The organism is Acidobacteriota bacterium, from assembly GCA_016716905.1.
In the GTDB taxonomy this organism is placed as follows: domain Bacteria; phylum Acidobacteriota; class Vicinamibacteria; order Vicinamibacterales; family SCN-69-37; genus SYFT01.
This window is the reverse complement of record JADJUS010000004.1, coordinates 1,372,741-1,391,808: the sequence shown is the minus strand read 5'-3', so window position 1 is coordinate 1,391,808 and position 19,068 is coordinate 1,372,741. Positions and strand designations below refer to the sequence as shown.

The window sequence follows — 19,068 nt, the reverse complement described above, 5'->3', positions numbered from 1 at the left end:
CGGTTCGCATGATCCTGCCTGTTCACGCCCTCGTCAGAAGCCGGTTGCAACACACGCTCTCGCAGACGTTCGGTCTGCCCGACAACGATCAACCACCCATCGTCATCGAGACGCCACCGCGACGCGCGTTGGGTGATCTGGCGGTGCCGGTCGCGTTTGAACTGGCACGACGCCTGCGCAAGGCGCCGCGCGCGATCGCACAGGAACTGGCGGCCGCGCTCGGCACCATCCCCGGCGTTGACCGGGTCGAAGCCGCGCCGAACGGGTATCTCAATTTTTATCTCGACCGCCGGACCTTCGTGATGGCGCGCCTCAGGGATGCCGCGCAACAGAAGCAGGGCAAGTCGTTGCAGACCGCAGGCGCCGGCAAGGTCATCGTCGAGCACACGGCGATCAATCCCAACAAGGCCGCGCACATCGGGCACCTGCGCAACTCGGCCCTCGGCGACACCATGGCCAGGCTGCTGCGATTCCAGGGCCGGCCGGTGGAAGTGCAGAACTACATTGATGACACGGGCGTGCAGGTGGCCGACGTGGTGGTGGGTTTCTCACAGCTCGAAGGTCGGGATCTGGCCGGCGTCAGGGCGCTCGCGGACGACCCGGGTGTCCGCTTCGACTACTACTGCTGGGACCTGTACGCGAAGGTCACCGAGTGGTACGAGGGTGACGCCGAGCGGCTGAAGGTGCGCGCCGCCGCGATGCACAGCATCGAAGCCGGCGGAAACGCGATGGCGGAGATGGGCGCGTTCATCGCCGATCGGATTGTGCGCTGCCACCTGCGCACGATGGCGCGCATGAATGTGGACTACGACCTGCTGACGTGGGAAGGCGACATCCTGCGCCTGCAGTTCTGGACCAAGGCTTTCGAAGAACTGAAGGCCCTCGGCGCCGTGTTTCTGCAGACCGAAGGCCGGCTCGCCGGATGCTGGGCGATGAAGATCGAGGACGGCCAGACCGCCGAGTCCGACGAGCCGAGCGAAGATGAAGCAGAGTCCCGCGAGAAGGTCATCGTGCGCTCCAACGGCACCGTCACCTACGTCGGCAAGGACATCGCCAACCAATTCTGGAAGTTCGGGCTGCTCGGGCGCGACTTCCACTATCGCGTGTTCGACGACCGCGGCGGCCGGCCGCTGTGGGCCACCACCTCAACGCCGCAGACAGATGGCCCAGCGCCACCGCCGTTTGGACGCGCGTCGGCGGTCTACAACGTCATCGACTCGCGACAGGCATACCTTCAGGAATTGCTGAAGCAAGCGCTTGGTGCGATGGGCTTCGCGAAGCAGGCAGAAGCATCGACGCACTTCGCCTACGAGATGGTCGCGCTGTCGCATGCCACCGCGCGCGAGCTGGGCTACGCGGATGAAGAAGGCCTCGGCAAGCCGTTTGTGGAGGTGTCGGGCCGGAAAGGCCGCGGCGTGAAGGCCGACGACCTGCTGGACCGCCTCATCACAACCGCGACCGGCGAAGTGATGTCACGGCAGCCCGACCTGCCGGCAGCCGACGCACGAGGCATCGCCGAAGCCATCGCCGTCGCGGCCGTTCGTTACTTCCTTGTCAAGTTCTCGCGAGGCAAAGTCATCGCGTTCGACATCAAGGAAGCGCTGAGCTTTGAGGGCGACACAGGCCCGTATCTCCAGTACGCAGTCGTACGCGCGAACAACATCTTCGGCAAACTGCGTGAGCGCGATGGCGTGACCGCAGAGACGATCGCCGACCACCTCGATGCGCTCTCACCGGCCGCCCTGGTCGAAGGCGAGGAAGCCGACGAATTGTGGGGCCTGGTCCTTGAGGCCGCCCGCCTGGACGAAATTGTGGATTCCGCGGTGCGCGCGCTCGAGATCTCGCACCTGGCAAAGTTCACGTTCACACTTGCGCAGTCGTTCAACACGTTCTATCACCGGCAGCCGATCATGCGCGAAGAACGCGCGGACGTCCGCCTGTGGCGCGCGGCCGCCGTGGCGTACTGCAAACGGCAGCTCACCCGCTCCCTGGAACTGATGGGTTGCTCGGTTCCAATCAGGATGTGAAAGTCCAGGGTCCAGAGTCCAGAGTCCAGAGTCCAGGGTCCAGAGTCCAGAGTCCAGGGTCCAGAGTCCAGAGTCCAGAGTCCAGCGTCCAGCGTCCAGGAGGCATTGTGAAGCGACCGGTGATTGGGGTGGCGTTTGCGAGGGAAGACTATACGGCGGCGCTTGAGGCGGCCGGAGCTGAGGTGCGCGAGCTGTCGCCGGCGGCTGGCCCTGCGCGCGAAGCCCTCGACGGGCTTGACGGCATCCTCCTGACCGGCGGCCCCGATGTGCGGCCGTCACTGTACGGCGCGGACGAGACACATCCGACCGTTGAAATTGACGACGAGCGGGATGGGTTTGAGGTGCCGCTCGCCAGAGCCGCGCTCGAACGCGGGCTTCCGCTACTCGCCATCTGTCGCGGTGTTCAGGTCCTGAACGTCGCGGCCGGTGGCACGCTCGTCCAGGACCTGCCGTCTGAACGTCCGGGTGGCCTCAATCACTCCGTGCTCACGCCCAGGACAGCCATCTCACACGACGTGGCGGTGGTCCCGGGCTCACGCTTGGCCGAGGTCGTCGCGCCCAGCCTGAAAGGAGACGGCCGGCTCGACGTCAACAGCCGCCACCATCAGGCCGTCGACGTCGTCGCGCCGGGTTTTGTCGTGTCGGCCACCGCCTCTGACGGCACGATTGAAGCCATTGAGGCGGTAGATGCGACCGGCGCCCCACGCGCGGGCTTTTGTGTCGGCGTCCAGTGGCACCCCGAGAACTTCTGGCGCACCGGGGAGACAGCGTCGCTGTTCACAAGCTTCGTGGCTGCGGCCGGAAGATTCACCATGAAGGAGTGAAGTTCCATGAAGGCGTGGGGTTGGGTGCCGCCTTCGGCGGCACGCGCGATTGAAGGGAGGGCCGGAGAAAAAGACGTCGGGTGTCTTTTTGCCTGCCGCCTCCAAAAAGACACCCGACGTCTTTTTCTCCCGCCTTCCCTTCGATCGTGCGGCCCCGGCGTAGCCGGGCCCCCAACCCCGCGCTTTTTGACGACCCCCAGAAGACCCATGAATTTCTTCATGGATCTTCATGGAACTTCATGGTGATCCGGGGGTCACCGGTCGAAGACCGCCACGCATTCCACGTGGGGCGTGTTCGGGAACATGTCCAGCGCGTCGATCGACGAGAGCCGATAGCCGGCGGCCACGAACTTGGCCGCATCGCGCGCCAGCGTAGGCACGTCGCAGGAGACATACACCACGCGCGCTGATTCCCATCGCAACAGTCCATCAGCGACTTCCGCGGACAATCCCGTGCGGGGCGGGTCCACCACCACCACGTCTGGACGCCGCGCGGGGATCGACGCCGCTGCTTCTTCCACCGGCCCCAACTGCACCGTCAGCCGCCCGTCTGCCTGCGCGGCGTTGAGCGTCAGGTCCTGTCCACTCGCCGCATCTCCCTCGACAGCCACACCGGTGGCGCCGCGGTCCGCCAACGCGACGGCGAACAGCCCGATGCCCGAGTAGAGGTCCACAAAAGAGCCGCTACCGGCCGCGTCGATCACGCGTTGCAGGAGCGTGCCGACGAGAAAACGGTTGCCCTGGAAGAACGACGCCGCCTGGCGCGTCCACTGGAGATTGGTTTCCACTCCCAGCAGTTCACGGCCGTGCTCCACAATCCTGTCGTGGCCCGCGCACGTGAACATGCCCTTGCGCGTCAGTGCCGCAACGCCCGACAACCCGTCCGTCAGGGGCAGCCCGGCAAACCGGACCGGGTCGGCGTCGGGACGCAGTTCGCAGAGCGCGACCCGCTCGAGGCCACTGATGTTCTCCGACACCACGATGGACTCGCACGCGCCCAGGGCGGGCCCGAGAGCCTCGCGCAAGCGGCCCACCGCCTCGAACGCGCCCGCCCCCAGCTGCCGGGTCACCTCGGCGTCGCACAGTGCGTGCGACCCCTCCAGAAGGAACCCGACGCGAGTGCCCTGCACATGCAGGCGCGCGCGCAGGCGGTAGCCCTCTTCGGGCGATGCCGCCACGACGACCGCACGATCGAGCGTGAGTTTACCGATGCGCCGAAACGTATCGGCAATCACCTCGGCCTTGAGCGCAAGTTGGCGCTCGTAGGCGATGTGCGCATACAGCGCGCCCCCACATCGCGGGTCCCCCTTCGCCTCGCGGCGATCCGCGCTCGCCTCGATCACTTCGACGGTGTCGGCCCACACCACCTTGCCGGTGCGTTTGGTTATCCGTGCGCGCACCCGTTCGCCGGGCACCGCGCCGGCCACAAACACCACACGGCCATCGAGCCGGGCCAACATACGGCCGCCGGCCACCGGCCGCTCGACCTGCAATTCCACGAGGGACGAATCGGCCATCACAACTCCAATACCGGTAATGCCAGATGATCGCGGACGCTGCGATCCACAGTGACCGACACCGCACGCGCCCATTGTTCGGGAGGCAAGCGATCCCGGTAGGGCGCCAGTTCCTGCTCCGCCTGACTGGTGAAGTCGCGCAACCTATCCGACGCCACGGCGTGACGCGCCTGCGCGAGAAGGTCGTGCTCGATCGGCGCGAGTCGCTCCAGCAACGGCTCTCGCGCCGCCCCACGCGTGCGCGACAACTCCTCGCGCAGCACCGAGAGTTGCTCAATGGCCCGACTCACCGCGTCACGAAACTCCCCAGGCAGTTCGAGCCTGCCCGCCAGCCGGCCCAGCCGTTCAATCGCACGCTCGATCACCTTCGACACAGACCGCCGTTTCGGCTCGGCAGCGGCCGCTGATGCCTCGACGACCGGTTCGGATGGGGCAAGTTCAGCCCCGCCGGTCAGGCCCACCGCGCGTCGCCAGGCCGCGTGGAGTTCACGCACGTCGGCTTCGCAGAACTCGATGCGAAGGGGACGCTTCGACGTGCCCGCTTTGTGCCGCTCGGCCTTCTGTTCAATCGCTCGAAACACCACCGACAGCGGCACCCCATCGTCGGCCCATTGCTTCACGAGAGCGAAACCGGCGCCCACCACGCGCACCATGTGACCGCCGTTGGTGCGGGTCAGATGGGCTTCCACCTGGCGGCAGTAGTCAGCGACGTCAGACACGAGACAACAACTCCCACTCCACATCGCCCGCGATCAGTCGCTCGAGCGACTCGCCAGCGGGCGGGTGCGCCACCGGACCCGCGCGACGCACGAGCAACGCGCCGCGATCATCAACCCCGTAGGCAATGCCCCGGCAGGCCCCGCGCTCATCGGTCCATCGCACTGGCGCCTGGTCCAGACCCGCGCGGCCAAGCGCACGCCAGCGGTCCAGCACCGTGGTGGTCTCACTCGCGCGGAGGTCTGCCACACGAGCGCGCAGTTGGACGAGGCAGGCCGCCACCAGATCCGCGCGTGACACCGGCAGGTCGCACTCGGCGGCCAGCGATGTGGCGCGATCCGCGACCTCCCGTGGATACGCGGCGCGATCGAGGTTCACCCCGATGCCCACCACCACCGCCGCCTTTGGCGTGCCCAACGCTGAAGCCTCGCACAGAATGCCCGCGAGCTTGCGCCATGGCCTGCCGATCACAAGGTCGTTCGGCCACTTGAGTTCCACGGGCAGGCCGCTCACAGCGGTCACCGCGTCAGCGACGGCCACACCGGCAGCCATGGTCAGGAGCGGCAACTGCGCTTCCAGCCCGCCACCTCGGACCACCACAGACAGATACATGCCCGCGCCCGGTGGTGAGAACCAGGTGCGCCCCCTGCGGCCCCGGCCCGCTCGCTGCACGTCGGCCAACACCGCGGTGAACTCCGGGGCATCGAGATCCGCCAGCGACAGCGCGTGGTCGTTGGTGGAGTCCACTTCCGTGAAAAACACCACGGGAGGCAGGCCCGCAGCCGACAGGGCCGCAGCCACGTCGGCGGGGACCAGGTCAGGTGTCATTGTCAGACTTCCGGTGCGGTCAGGGGTGTCAGGCGCACTTCGATGGGCGCGTCGGCGGCCACATCGAAACTCACCGCGGCGTCAGTCACGTTGTTGCCACTGCACACGTCCGCACAGATCGACGCCCACAGCGGCTCATGAACGGCGTGCAGACGAACGCTGGCATGCACCGGCACACCAAACCCGAGCTTCATCGCCGATCGCTCTTCGCGAATGCGATTGGTGACCTCGCACGCCTGGGCGTACGCACGCTGGGCATCTTCAGATGGCGCCGGTTGATCCGCCGCTGCAGAGGGCCACGATGCCCGATGCACCGACCCGCTCTGCCACCACGACCAGACTTCCTCGGTCACAAACGGCATGAACGGCGCGAACAGTCGCAGCAACGCCGACAACGCGGTCTGGGACGCGGCGATCGCGGATCTCGCAGCCTCGTCGTCACCCTGGCGCCGGCGCTTTGCGAGTTCGATGTAGTAGTCGCAGAACGTCCAGAAGAAACTTTCCGTATCGCGCAGGGCCGCGCCGTAGTCGAAGGCCTCGAGCTGTGCGGTGGCCTTGCGAACAAGCGCGTCCAGGTCGGCCAGCATCCCGCGATCGATCGCTTCGGTCACCGGTCCGGTCGGCTCGGTCCGCGCCAGCACGAACTTCGACGCGTTGAGCAGCTTGATCGCCAGGCGCCGCCCGACTTTCATCTGCCCCGGCTCAAACGCGGTATCCACACCGGGTCCGCCCTTGGCAGCCCAGTACCTCACCGCGTCCGAACCATGTTCCTCAAGCAGCGCCATCGGTGTGACGACGTTGCCTTTGGACTTGGACATTTTTTTGCGGTCGGGATCGAGGACCCAGCCCGAGATGGCCGCGTGCTCCCAGGGGAGCCTGTCGGTTTCGAGATGTGACCGCAGCACGGTGGAAAACAGCCACGTGCGAATGATGTCGTGGGCCTGCGGACGCAGGTGCATCGGGAACGTCTGCGCGAACAGCGCCGGGTCACGTTCCCATCCGCACACGATGAACGGCGTGAGCGACGACGTGGCCCAGGTGTCCATGACGTCGGGGTCGCCGACAAACCCTCCGGGCACACCGCGCTGATCCGCGGAATATCCGGCCGGCACATCGGTGGACGGATCCACGGGCAGGTCCGCCTCTGCCGGCAGCAACCGCGCGCTGAAATCGGTGGTGCCGTCCTGGCGCACGCGGTACCACACCGGAAACGGCACGCCGAAAAACCGCTGGCGACTGACGCACCAATCGCCGTTGAGCCCGTTCACCCAGTTGTCGAACCGGGCCTGCATGTATTCGGGGTGCCACTTGAGTTCGCGGCCACGCCCCAGCAGCGCTTCGCGCTCCGCCATGGTCCGGATGAACCACTGGCGCGACGTAATGATCTCGAGCGGCCTGTCGCCCTTCTCGAAAAACTTCACATGGTGGGTAATCGGTCGCGGTTCACCCAGCAGGTCGCCGCTCTCGCGCAGCAACTCCACCACACCCGCGCGGGCTTTGACCGCCGACAGCCCGGCAATTTTGTCGTAGCGTGCTTGTGCCGAAGCGGCGTCGCGGGATTCCCAACCGTCGGCGCCCCATGTCACCGGGCGGAACGTGCCGTTTGCCTGAATCACCGCGCGCACGGGCAGGCTCAACTCGCGCCACCATGTGACGTCGGTGATGTCGCCGAAGGTGCAGATCATCGCCACGCCGCTGCCCTTTTCCGGGTCGGCCAGCGGATGTGCTCTCACAGGCACCGGCACACCAAACAACGGTGTCAGCACCTCTTTCCCAAACAGCGCCTGATACCGCTCATCGTCTGGATGCGCGACCAGGGCGACACACGCGGGTAGCAACTCGGGCCGGGTCGTATCCACCTCGACGAAGCCGCCGTCAGCGCGCGCGAAACGAATGCGATGGTACGCACCCGGCATTTCGCGGTCTTCGAGTTCGGCCTGCGCGACGGCGGTGCGGAAGTCCACGTCCCACAGCGTCGGCGCTTCGAGCTGGTACGCCAGGTCGCGCTGCACCAATCGCAGAAACGCGAGCTGCGACACGCGCCTCGTGGGCGCGCTGATCGTGGCGTAGGTCATCGACCAGTCCACAGACAGGCCGAGGTGCCGCCACAGACGTTCGAAGACCACTTCGTCTTCGCCGGTCAGGCGTTCGCACAACTCCACGAAGTTGGGCCGCGAGACCGAGATGGGCTGTTTGCCCGGTGTGGTCGGCGGCGTAAACGACGGGTCGTACGGCAGCGCGGGATCACATCGCACGCCATAGTAATTCTGCACGCGCCGTTCGGTGGGCAGCCCGTTGTCGTCCCACCCCATTGGGTAGAACACGGCCTTGCCGCGCATGCGCTGATATCGCGCGATGACGTCGGTGTGCGTGTACGAAAACACATGCCCCACGTGCAGCGAGCCGCTGACGGTGGGCGGCGGCGTGTCGATGGCAAACACCGACGCGCGCGGGGCCTGCCGATCGAACCCATAGGTATCGCCGGCATCCCAACGGACGCGCCACTTCTCTTCAAGTCCTTCAAGGACGGGTTTTTCAGGAACCATGAACTTATCGAGGACAGCCGGCTACGACTTGATCCGATCAATCTCCTCGCGGATGAGCCGTTCGGCGGTCTCCAGCACGATCTTCCGTACCAGTTCATCGGTCATACGGCTGACCACGCGCTGCACCACTTCTTCAACGTGGGCCTCGGACAACGCTGCGCCGACAATCGGCTCGGGACGCGTGTCGGTACCTTTGCGTTCGGCTGCGAGCAGCGCGGAAAACACGGCCGCCAGTGACATCGGTTCGGCCGGGGGCGTCGGCGTCTCGCGCCCGGGCGCCGGAGCCGGCGACGACATCACCAGCACGGGTGCAGCGGCCGGAGCGACGATGGGTGTGGTCGCGGCTGAAAGGTCCCACTCCACACTTGGCGCCGCATCACCGTCGGGCGAAGCGGCGAGCACGTGAATGTCTGGCGGAAGGTCAGGGTCGGGCGCGGCCACAAACTCCAGTCGCGCGAGCGCGATGGCGAGATCGGGATCCGAATCCGCTTCGTAGGGCACAGACAACGTGATCGGCGCCGGTTCTTCAATCGGCTCAGGGATTGGCTCGGAGATCGGCTCACTCTCCTCCACCCGCGCAGGCTCTGGCGGCGGCACCATTCTGAGCATGGGCACGGGCGCAGGGGCCGGCGGCTCCGGCGTGGGCGCCGGCGGTTCTGGCGCCGGCGCGGGCGCGGGCGCGGGGCGCTCGGTGCGAATCTCCACCCTGGGCATGTCTGCCGGCCACAAGTCGGCGGGCTTCTGCCCAAACAGCAGGCTGCGCACCGTCCGTATCAGATGCCTCGGTTCAAACGGCTTGACGAGCACACCCTCACAACCGGTGGCGCGGGCCCGCGGTTCGTCGATCGGCTCAAAGGCACCGGTCAGCAGCAGCACCGGCACGTGCGCCAGCGCCGGTGTGTGTTTGACGTGCGCGGCCACCTGGTACCCATCGACGTCGGGCATGCCGACATCCGCCAGCACGATGTCCGGACTTTCGGCGTTGAGGTGCGCAATGGCGCTCTGGCCGTCGCTGACCGAGATGACGCGAATGCCCTCGTCGGCAAACGTCAGCTCAATGACGCGCTGAATCGTCACGCTATCGTCGGCGAGCAAGAGCGTGGCCATCGGCTACACCACCTCGGCCCGCGGCTGCACATGCTGGTTGATGAAATCCACAATCGTCTGCATCGGGGTGCCCGGAAGGAAGATACCAGCAATGCCCATGGCCTGCAGTTTTTCGCGGTCCACGTCGGGAATGATGCCGCCCACCACCACCTTCACGTGGTCCAGGCCCTTTTCCTTGAGCAGGGCCATGACGCGCGGGCAGATGTGCATGTGCGCGCCGCTGAGGATGGACAGTCCGATGACATCGGCATCCTCCTGCAAGGCGGCCGCCACGATTTTTTCCGGCGTCTGGCGCAGGCCGGTGTAAATCACTTCCATGCCCGCGTCACGCAGCGCACGGGCGATGACCTTGGCGCCACGGTCGTGGCCGTCCAATCCGGGTTTGGCGATCACGACACGAATAGTTCGCATTAGATTGACGGGACCTCTTCGTATTCGCCCCACACCTCGCGGAGCGCATCACACATCTCTCCGACCGTCGCGTAGGCCCGCACACAATCGAGCAGCGGATACATGGTGTTGTCGGCGCCGCGCGCGGCCTCCTTGAGGGCCTCCAGCGTGACAGCCACACGCGCGTTATCGCGGGTCTCACGCAGCGTCTTGAGCCGCGCCATCTGCATGTCGGACGCCTGGTCGTCGATGTAGAGAATGGGGAACGGCGGCTCATCGCGGTCCACATACCCATTGACGCCCACGACGATCTTCTCGCCGCGTTCCACCGACTGCTGATACCGGTACGACGCCTCGGCGATTTCGCGCTGCGGGAAGCCGGCCTCCACTGCCGCCACCATGCCGCCCATGCGGTCGATGGCGTCGAAGTACTTGTAGGCGCCCTCTTCCATATCCAGCGTCAACTTCTCGATGAAGTAGGACCCGCCCAGGGGATCCACCACGTTCGTCACGCCGCTCTCACACGCAATCACCTGCTGTGTGCGCAGCGCGAGTGTGGCCGCCGCCTCGGTTGGCAACGCCAGCGCCTCGTCGAGCGAGTTGGTGTGCAGCGAGTTGGTGCCGCCCAACACCGCCGACAATGCCTGCAGCGCCGTGCGAACCACGTTGTTATAGGGCTGCTGCGCGGTGAGCGACACACCGGCCGTCTGGCTGTGGAACCGCAGCTTCAACGAGCGCTCGTCCTTGGCGCCGAACCGCTCCCGCATCACACGCGCCCAGATCTTCCTGGCCGCCCGATACTTCGCGATCTCCTCGAAGAAGTCGGAGTGTGCGTTGAAGAAAAACGAGATGCGCGGCACGAACTCGTCCACATCAAGGCCGGCATCAATGCCCCACTGCACGTACTCGATGCCGTCACGCAACGTGAACGCCAACTCCTGCAGCGCGGTGGAGCCCGCCTCGCGGATGTGATATCCGCTCACCGAAATCGTGTTCCACTTCGGCACGTCCTTCGCGCAGAACTGGAAAATGTCGGTGATGAGCCGCATCGACGGCCGCGGCGGGAAAATGTATTCCTTCTGGGCGATGAACTCCTTCAGGATGTCGTTCTGGATCGTGCCCGACAGCGTCTTCCAGTCCGCGCCCTGCTGTTCGGCCACCACCAGATACATGGCGAAGATCATCGGCGCCGGCGAGTTGATCGTCATCGACGTCGTGATGTCGGCCAGCGTGATGCCTTCAAACAGCCGTTCCATGTCGGCCAGCGACATGATCGATACGCCGCACTTGCCCACTTCGCCGAGCGACAGCGGATGGTCGGGGTCGCGCCCCATCAGCGTCGGCAGGTCAAACGCCACGCTCAGCCCCGTGCCGCCGGCGCGCAACAACTGTTTGTAGCGCTCGTTGGTTTCTTCGGGCGTGCCGAACCCGGCGAACTGCCGCATCGTCCACAACTTGCCGCGGTAGCCGGTGGGATGAATGCCGCGGGTGTAGGGGAACTCACCCGGCGCGGGCGCTTCCCCTTCCGCCACGTCATCTTGTGTGTAGAGGCGATCGATCGGGCGGCCCGAGATCGTCGTGAACTCCCCGGCGCGCTCGGGAGACCGCTTGAGCGTGGGCTCCAGGACCTCGCGCTCCCAACGGGCCTTGTTGGTCTCAGTCGTGGTGCCGGGAGCGGGGGACTTCATAGGCGTCAATTATATATGGCGCCCTCACTTGAATCGCCGCCCCACGTGCAACCGGATGGAATCCTCGAACTCGGCGTCGTGATCGGCGCGATAGACCATCGACGAGCCAATCTCCGCCGCCAGAATGGCCGACCGGTACTTCGGAGGCAACACGCCCAGCCGCGCACGAAACACCGGGTCCTCGCGCAACAGTGTCGGCAGGTGGCTGAGAATCACACGCTCAAACAGTTCCTGCTTGCCGATGTCGGGGTTCTTCTGGAAGAACTCAAACAGGCGGCTGTAGTTGCTGTTGATCTCGACCGACACCTCGTCCGAGATCTGCGTCCACGGCTTCACGCCATCCTTGTGCCGTCGCACCAGGAGGCGAGCCTCGTCTTCGGCCCGGCGCTCGAGGATGCTCAGGACGTCGGCCACGTACTGCTTCTTGTGCGCCAGGAACTCCTCTTCGCTCAGCAGCAGATTCGCGATGATCTCGTATGAGGACGAGATGACGCCGCACTTGTTGGCCGACGCATCGCGCATCAGAACGACGTTTTTCTTCTGAAGCTCCAGACGGGCTTTGGGTGTGATGAAGGAGTTGGCCCCTTCCACGATGACCCGCGACGAGGGCGAGCCGTCCGGCAGCAGGAAGCGCTCCCAATTCGCGTCGTTGATTGTTTCGGGCCGGCCGCCGCCAGGGATGAACAGGTCCGCCGCCACAGAAAATGGCAGGTCACCAAACTCCCGCGACATTTCGTCGACCGAGACCCACTCTTCAACCACGCCCTCGGCGGTGCGCTTGACCCGCCGGTAGACCTTCCGCATGCCGTCGTCTTTTGGCGCACCGCGGAACAGGATGAATCCGCCCACGTGCAGCGCCGCGGGATCAAACGCGTGCAGGTCATCCTTGAGCAGGATGCGGCGCAGTTCCGTGGCGTCGGCGCCTTCCATGTCGAGGAGCGCTGCCGTGCCGTCGAGGATGAGACGAATCTGCATCTTCGGGCATCGGTTCAGCATGATCTGCATGGCGTTGCCGGCCACATCGCCGTTGGGTCCTCCGGTGAACTTCACCGAGAAGGGATCCTTGGTGATGTCGATCCCGATTTCCTGCATCGAGATTTCGGCAAACTTCACGACGCCGGTGGAGGTGACGCCGTACTCCTTGTGATTGATGCCGATCTTCTTCGAGGAAATCACGCCGGTGCCGAGGATGTAGCCCCTCCGCTTCGACGTGACCGCGATCTCCTCGATCATGTCGTCGTGCATGTTCTCGTCAGGGCCCAGCTCAATCGGCTCATCCTGCCGGTAGTAGTCCACCACCGCCGGATGTTTCGCGACGCCGCCTTCGGTGACGTAGATGTCCAGGAAGGCGCTGAAGACATCGCGCTGTTCCTTTCTCAGAATGCGATCCTGCACGCCCTTCGGGGCCTTGGCATACGCCGACGCATCCATCAGCAACACCAGCTTCGACCCGCCTTCGTAGATGTCCTTGTTCTTGAGGTGCTGCGTGTGCGCCAGGACGAAGTTCTCGCGGAACAACGTGGACGCGTTGGTGAGGAAGTCGTCGTGGGTCTGACAGATAACAGTGCGCCATCCGCCGCGCGCAATATCCGAAAACCCGATGTGATACCCGAAGGCCTCGCCGCCAAAAAAGAACGTGATGCGGAACGGCGTGCCCGAGGGCAACAGCCCCGTGGTGCCGGGTCCCAGATCCGCCAGATACGACGGATCCAGGCGGAACGAGAGCGCCTGCTTCTCTTTGACGAAGAAGTTGGTCTTCAGCACGTGATCCACAAACGTCAGGCAGCAGCGGAAGACCACGCGACGAATCTCGTCGAGATGGGCGTGGCCGGTGTCGTAGCCGGCCACCGCCTTGCCGGCGGCCTCACGCATGGTCTTGAACGACGCCCGGCGATCCCGGTCCTCGGGGCTGAACCGCAGACGGAACAGCGCCACGAACTGCGCCACGAGTGCCGGATTCGCATGAATCGCGCCCTGCACTTCCTCCCAGTCAAAGCGGTCGGGCTGCGCATGCGCCAGTTGCGTGTGGCAAAACGCGACCAGTGCGCGCGTGAGCGCAGCGTCTTCGCCACTCATCACGCCGGTGGTGACAAACTCGCGGTACTCGGGCGAATTGGCAGCCAGGATTTGGGTATTGAACAGCTCGCTCTGCAGTCGATCGCCGAATCCCTGGCCTTCCGGAATGGTCTGGCCGTTGCGCGGACGCACACACAGCGAGAACAGCGCGTAAGGCCGCACGCCGGTGGAGACGTCGAGCACGTCGCCGCTGCGAACGCCCAGGTCGAACCGATTCAGAATCTCCACCACCTGCGCCAGGTACCCGTTGTGCGGAGGGTTCGCGGTGCCAAACAGCAGACGCATTTCCTTTGAGCCTTCGCCCAGCGGAGTGAAGTCAAAATACAGACCGCTCAGCCCCTCACACAGGTGGAGCATCACAAGGGCTTCAGCCGTTTTCTCCGGTGGCGACACGCGGACGTACGCGGCGTGATTGATCCAGAGGATCGACAGCAGCCGGTCGAACTCGCCCATGTCGAATCTGGCGTCCTTCGAGAGCACATTTTGGGCGGCCGTTCGCACATCCTCGGGGAGGGTCACGCCGGCGGCCAGGCCCGCCTGCACGTGCGCTTCGGTCTTGCAGTCAAACTGGAAGCGCTGAATTTCAAGTGACTGCCCCATGCCCGGCATGTGCGTCTGCGAATGCGCAAACATCGCATACGAGATGGGACGCTCCACACCGGCGCGACGAGTGACGCCCTCATACAGGGAACCTGGAAGGCTGCGAGTCGCCAGGATCAGCGTGCCCGGGCGATCGGCCAGGATCAGGTTCTGGTTGGTCTTGAGCGTCTCGACTTCCCGCTCAAGAATCGCGAGCGCCTCGGGCTCGTCGGCCATCGCGTTGAAGAAGGAGGGGGCCATGGAATCGCGGAGCCAGGTCATGAGGATAAATATATCGCCAGATCGGGCTGTCCCTAAACGGCAATCGGGGAACCAACCGGGATTCGATGCCCAGCGGGTTCCCCGATTCGATTGCCGACTCTTCTAGTCCTTGTCGACGAACGCCGACTTGAGCATCATCGTGGCCGCGATCAGGACCACGCCCACCACCAGCCACCGGACGTAGTAGATGTCCAGTGAGGTGAAGATGTAGGCGGCGGCAAGGACGCCGGGGATGCCGCCAATCGCAAGGCCCAGCGCCGGCCGCCTGGCGTACGCGTGTTTCTGGACAAATCGTGCGCTGGCCACGGGCATCAGGAACGCGCATGACCCCATCATGATTGGGAAGGCGGCAGCCGCATTCATCCCCAACAAGCCCACCAGGATCATGCACGGCGCATACATGCCGATGCCGAGCGTCATCAGCGCACCCAGCGCGAAGTTCCCCACGAGCCCCAGGATGAGCTTGGTCCCTTCGAGTCCGGTGGTGCCAACCTCGGTGCCGCCCCCACCAAGATTCCGCCAGGCAAACAGCCCCGCGGCCACGAGCAGGGCGAAACCCATCCCGACCTGAATGGTCCGCTTGGGCCAGCTCGCCACCACACTCGCACCCAGCCAGGCGCCCGCCACAGCGGCGCCAATCATCAGGATGAGTGTCTTTTCATCCACGTCAATCGCTGCGGTGTAGATGAACGCCTGGATGATGGTCGGGATGGTGTGACCGACGTTGAGTGTGCCGGGGATGAACTGATCCGGTACGAACTTGAAGAACTTGTAGATGGCCGTGGTCGGCGCGAAAGAGCCGATGCCCAGCGTGTCGAAGAAGTTGGTGACGAGACCGATCCCCAGATGGGCGGGCGACGGTGCGGCAGTGTCACGCGCTTCGGCGGGAACGCCCGGCGCGGATTGCGCCGCTCGGGCGCCCATGAACCATGCGCCCAGGTAATACACAGTGAATGCAGCCAGGGCCGACTGCAGTGCGAGAAGCGGTGTCAGCATATGGGGCCGGATGCTACCACATGCCGAATGGGGAACTGGGGAAGTGAGGAACTGGGGAACTGCATTTCGTAGCGCGGCGTGAACCTCAACGCCGCGGCACTTGGCGGCCTTGAGACCCAGGCCGCCCTACGAGGACAGAGACCCAGGCCGCCCTACGAGGACAGAGACCCAGGCCGCCCTACGAGATACCGTTCTACCCCGTGACCCTGAAGGCGACGAGCGTGGTCGCGGCGACGGCGTCTTTCGACGCCTTCACTTCCAGCAGATAGTCGCCTGGAGGTACGCCGGCGAGTGCGACCTCGGCTTCGCTCCCGCCGTCGGGTCTCGCGGTCACCGGCCAACTCGACATCACGTCGCCATTGCGATTGAGCAGGCGCAGCGTGGGCGAGGCGACGCCGGGGCCGTAGACCTCGAACCGAATCAGCAGCCGTTCGATTCGCGAGAAGGCACGCTCCGTGGCAGGCACAGGGGCGGCCGCCGCCTTGAGCGTTTGAATGTCGCGGGCCGTCCGGGCGCGGAACACGCGCGGTGTGCTGATCGACGCGTCAGGACCAGTGAAGTCGGGCACCACCCATTCGCGGGAGTCGGTGTCGAGCGCATCGCCGCCGACGCTCTCGGCCGAAAGCCGCACCACCAACGGCCCCGGCGCCGCCGCGAACGTCACCTGCCCTGCCACCCGACCCGTGGGGTCCACGGATTTCTCCACGCGGCCCCGATGCACCAGATTACCGGCAGGCGTGCTCGCGGTCACCGCCACTCGCGCCGGGACTTCCGGGCCGCTGGGCCTGATGGCTTCCCAAACCAGGGTCACATCACTTCGGCCATCCGGCCGACGGGTTGCCGCAAACCAACTGCGAATCAACCGGCCGGCGGCCGGTTCCGCAATCGCGTCGAACGCCTTGACCACCTCGGGCGGACGCATAAACACCGGCGCCGACGCCCGCGCCACATCATCGTCGCTGTACGCCCAGTAGCCGCTGCGCGACCGCACCTCGACATCGCGGCGTTTCACGTTGACCTTGATGGGATGGAACTTGCCGTCGCGCGGCGCTTCCGTAGACGTGTAGCCGAGCAGATAGTAGGCGCTGCTGTCGCGCAGCATCTGCTTGAGTCCCGGCAGCGGGTCGTTGCTGCCGACCATCGCGCGGCCGTCGGTGTTGCCGGCCAGTATCCGCAATACGTCGGTAGATTCGTTGAGCGCGCGCCGGTCGTCTTCCAGGCTGACGGTGTCGGCAATGTCGAACTCCGACGCGGCCAGACCCCGCGGGTCCAGGGTGTAGATCGACGTGTTGCTGCGGCTCGCCGCCGCAAAAATGAAGCGCAGGTAGTCCAGCAGCACTGTCTGCTGCGACTGCGTCGCGCGTTCAGCTTCCATCTGCTGGGCCAGGCCCGACGCCGGCGGCTGGGTCGGCGTCCGCCCCGTCCCTGGCGACATCCCGGTGGTGCGCGCCCCCGAGGGCACCGAACTGGTCAGGCCTTCACTGACGTACAGGATGGTCTTGCGGCCTTCCCGCAACGTGCCCATATACACACACAGCCCTTCCAGCGCGGTCGTCACGATCTGGTTGCGCAGCATCTCGATCTGCGGCGGCTGCATGTACATGTAGATCTCTTCGACCGGGTGCTTCACCGTGTAGTCGAACTTCCGGCCCTGGAACGCCATGATCTGACGTGCGGTGGCATCGTGATTTCGCGAAAACGTGATCCCCGCCGTTGGCAGCAGCGGCGTCATCAGCGCCACCACGTCGCGCGGATTCAGCTCTCGGACAAACCGCGCCAGCTTCTCGCGCACGGCCATCGAATTGAGGATGCGCGTGTGATAGTCGTCCAGAAAAATGACGATGACACGCACGTCGTCGCGCGCCACCTCGCGAGCCTGCTGCTCCAGCGACCGGATTTCGCGGTTTTGCGCGGGGTCCACATCCATCTCATCGTCAATCTGGATGAGCTTGAAGGAGTCCACCTTCTGCGGCTTCTTGTTCTCCTCGATTTCGAAGTCGGCCGCGGTCAAATCCACCACGGGCCGGCCCTGTTTGTCGGTGACGATGACGTCCACGCGGACGGTGTCGATTCGACTGACAAAGGTGGGCCGCTGGGGGGCCTGCGAGGGCGGATTCTGGCCGGAGGCTGTGGCGGTCACCGCTGAGCCGGACACGGCCCAGCCACAGACACCAATGCCCAGGAGAAGAAGGCGGCGTGTCATCACAGGGTTCCGCCATCATAACACCCGCCTCCCGAGAGGCCGGGTCCCGGGGGCGCCGGTGATAAAGTAACCGCGATGACACCCGCCGCCACTTCGGCTATGCCCCCACTGACGGTTCTGAGTGAAGACGAGGTTCTGCTGCGACAGAGCGTGCGCGAGTTCGCGGAAGCTCAGGTGCGCCCCCTCGTCCGCGAAATGGACGACGCAGCCAAGTTCTCACCACGCCTGATCGAGGAGTTGTTCAAGCTCGGCGTGATGTCGGTGGAGATCCCGGAAGCCCATGGTGGTGCGGGCGGCACGTTTTTTCATTCAGTCCTGGTGGTGGAAGAACTCTCACGCGTGGACCCTTCGGTGGGCGTGATGGTGGACGTCCAGAACACTCTCGTGATCAACGCGCTCCTCCGCTGGGGCACGCCCGAGCAGCATCAGCGGATACTGCCGCGCCTCGCCTCCTCCACAATTGGCGCCTACGCGCTGTCGGAGGCCGGATCTGGCAGCGACGCGTTTGCGCTGCAGACACGCGCCCGGCAGACCGACGCGGGCTACGTGATCAACGGCCGCAAGTTGTGGATCACGAATGGCAACGAGGCCGACCTGTTTATCGTGTTTGCCACAATCGACCATCAGCTCGGGTACAAGGGCATCACGGCATTCATTGTTGAGCGGGGCGCCCCGGGATTTTCGGTGGGCAAGAAGGAAGACAAACTCGGCATCCGGGCATCAAGCACGTGTGAGCTGATCTTCGAAGACTGCCTGGTGAGCGCCGACGCTGTTCTGGGAGACGTCGGCAAGGGTTACAAGGTGGCGATCGAGACGCTCAACGAGGGGCGCATCGGCATTGGCGCCCAGATGGTGGGTCTGGCGCAGGGCGCGTTGGACCACACGATTCGCTACACCAAGGAACGCAAGCAGTTTGGCGCCGCGATTGCGGACTATCAGGGCGTCCAGTTTCAGTTGGCGCGCGCTGCCATGGAAGTGGAACTCGCGCGGCTGTCGGTCTACAACGCCGCGCGGTTGCGTGACGCGGGCAAGCCGTTCCTGGCCGAGGCTGCCATGTGCAAGCTGTTCGCCTCGGAAGCCGCGGAGCGCACGGCGTCACTGGCCGTGAATCTGCACGGCGGCAACGGCTTCGTCAGGGATTATCCCGTGGAGAAGTTGTACCGCGACGCCAAGATCGGCCAGATCTACGAAGGCACGTCCAACCTGCAGCTGCAGACGATCGCCAAACACCTGCTGGGATAAGAGCCGCGGCCTTGAGACCCAGGCCGCGCTACGAGGACCTGAGAAG

General features: G+C 65.0%; 13 protein-coding genes. 3 read left to right on the top strand and 10 right to left on the bottom strand.

Annotation, left to right across the window (positions count from 1 at the left end):
• Positions 1 to 8: 8 nt before the first annotated feature.
• Together argS and IPL75_10175 are read left to right on the top strand one after the other, a co-directional pair.
• Positions 9 to 2,027 carry an arginine--tRNA ligase gene (argS, locus tag IPL75_10180; GenBank protein MBK9240608.1) on the top strand — a complete coding sequence of 673 codons (2,019 nt, stop codon included), beginning with the start codon at positions 9 to 11 and terminating at the stop codon, positions 2,025 to 2,027.
• A 107-nt stretch (positions 2,028 to 2,134) separates the two neighbouring features.
• Entirely contained in the window at positions 2,135 to 2,851 is a 717-nt protein-coding gene (locus tag IPL75_10175) for a gamma-glutamyl-gamma-aminobutyrate hydrolase family protein (GenBank protein ID MBK9240607.1), read from the top strand.
• Between the two features lie 254 nt (positions 2,852 to 3,105).
• Here the strand turns inward: IPL75_10175 and IPL75_10170 are convergent, their stop codons facing one another.
• The 10 genes from IPL75_10170 to IPL75_10125 all read right to left on the bottom strand — a co-directional run bounded on the left by IPL75_10170 (position 3,106) and on the right by IPL75_10125 (position 17,780).
• Entirely contained in the window at positions 3,106 to 4,368 is a 1,263-nt protein-coding gene (locus IPL75_10170; protein MBK9240606.1) for a class I SAM-dependent RNA methyltransferase, read from the bottom strand.
• Positions 4,368 to 5,087, bottom strand: a complete 720-nt coding sequence (locus tag IPL75_10165) for a hypothetical protein (protein MBK9240605.1) — start codon at positions 5,085 to 5,087, stop codon at positions 4,368 to 4,370. Before IPL75_10165 ends, IPL75_10170 begins: the two co-directional genes overlap by 1 nt.
• The gene (locus IPL75_10160) at positions 5,080 to 5,913 is read right to left on the bottom strand and encodes a biotin--[acetyl-CoA-carboxylase] ligase (protein ID MBK9240604.1); all 834 of its coding nucleotides are present in this window, start codon (positions 5,911 to 5,913) and stop codon (positions 5,080 to 5,082) included. The genes IPL75_10165 and IPL75_10160 overlap by 8 nt, the downstream gene beginning before the upstream one ends.
• A gap of 2 nt (positions 5,914 to 5,915) precedes the next feature.
• On the bottom strand, positions 5,916 to 8,459 hold the full coding sequence (gene valS, locus IPL75_10155; protein MBK9240603.1) for a valine--tRNA ligase: 2,544 nt from the start codon (positions 8,457 to 8,459) through the stop codon (positions 5,916 to 5,918).
• Positions 8,460 to 8,480: 21 nt separating this feature from the next.
• Positions 8,481 to 9,566 carry a response regulator gene (locus IPL75_10150; protein ID MBK9240602.1) on the bottom strand — a complete coding sequence of 362 codons (1,086 nt, stop codon included), beginning with the start codon at positions 9,564 to 9,566 and terminating at the stop codon, positions 8,481 to 8,483.
• Between the two features lie 3 nt (positions 9,567 to 9,569).
• Complete coding sequence (locus tag IPL75_10145; protein ID MBK9240601.1) at positions 9,570 to 9,977, bottom strand: cobalamin B12-binding domain-containing protein; 408 nt, start codon at positions 9,975 to 9,977, stop codon at positions 9,570 to 9,572.
• Positions 9,977 to 11,644 (bottom strand): methylmalonyl-CoA mutase family protein, encoded by a 1,668-nt coding sequence (locus tag IPL75_10140; protein ID MBK9240600.1) that lies wholly within the window; start codon positions 11,642 to 11,644, stop codon positions 9,977 to 9,979. Before IPL75_10140 ends, IPL75_10145 begins: the two co-directional genes overlap by 1 nt.
• A gap of 24 nt (positions 11,645 to 11,668) precedes the next feature.
• On the bottom strand, positions 11,669 to 14,581 hold the full coding sequence (locus IPL75_10135) for an NAD-glutamate dehydrogenase (protein MBK9240599.1): 2,913 nt from the start codon (positions 14,579 to 14,581) through the stop codon (positions 11,669 to 11,671).
• 102 nt (positions 14,582 to 14,683) lie between these two features.
• The gene (locus IPL75_10130; GenBank protein ID MBK9240598.1) at positions 14,684 to 15,427 is read right to left on the bottom strand and encodes a sulfite exporter TauE/SafE family protein; all 744 of its coding nucleotides are present in this window, start codon (positions 15,425 to 15,427) and stop codon (positions 14,684 to 14,686) included.
• A 343-nt stretch (positions 15,428 to 15,770) separates the two neighbouring features.
• A complete protein-coding gene (locus tag IPL75_10125) occupies positions 15,771 to 17,780 on the bottom strand; it encodes a VWA domain-containing protein (protein MBK9240597.1) in 2,010 nt (669 codons plus the stop codon).
• A 99-nt stretch (positions 17,781 to 17,879) separates the two neighbouring features.
• Between IPL75_10125 and IPL75_10120 the strand changes: the two genes are divergently transcribed.
• A complete protein-coding gene (locus IPL75_10120) occupies positions 17,880 to 19,022 on the top strand; it encodes an acyl-CoA dehydrogenase (protein ID MBK9240596.1) in 1,143 nt (380 codons plus the stop codon).
• The last annotated feature ends 46 nt before the right edge of the window (positions 19,023 to 19,068 follow it).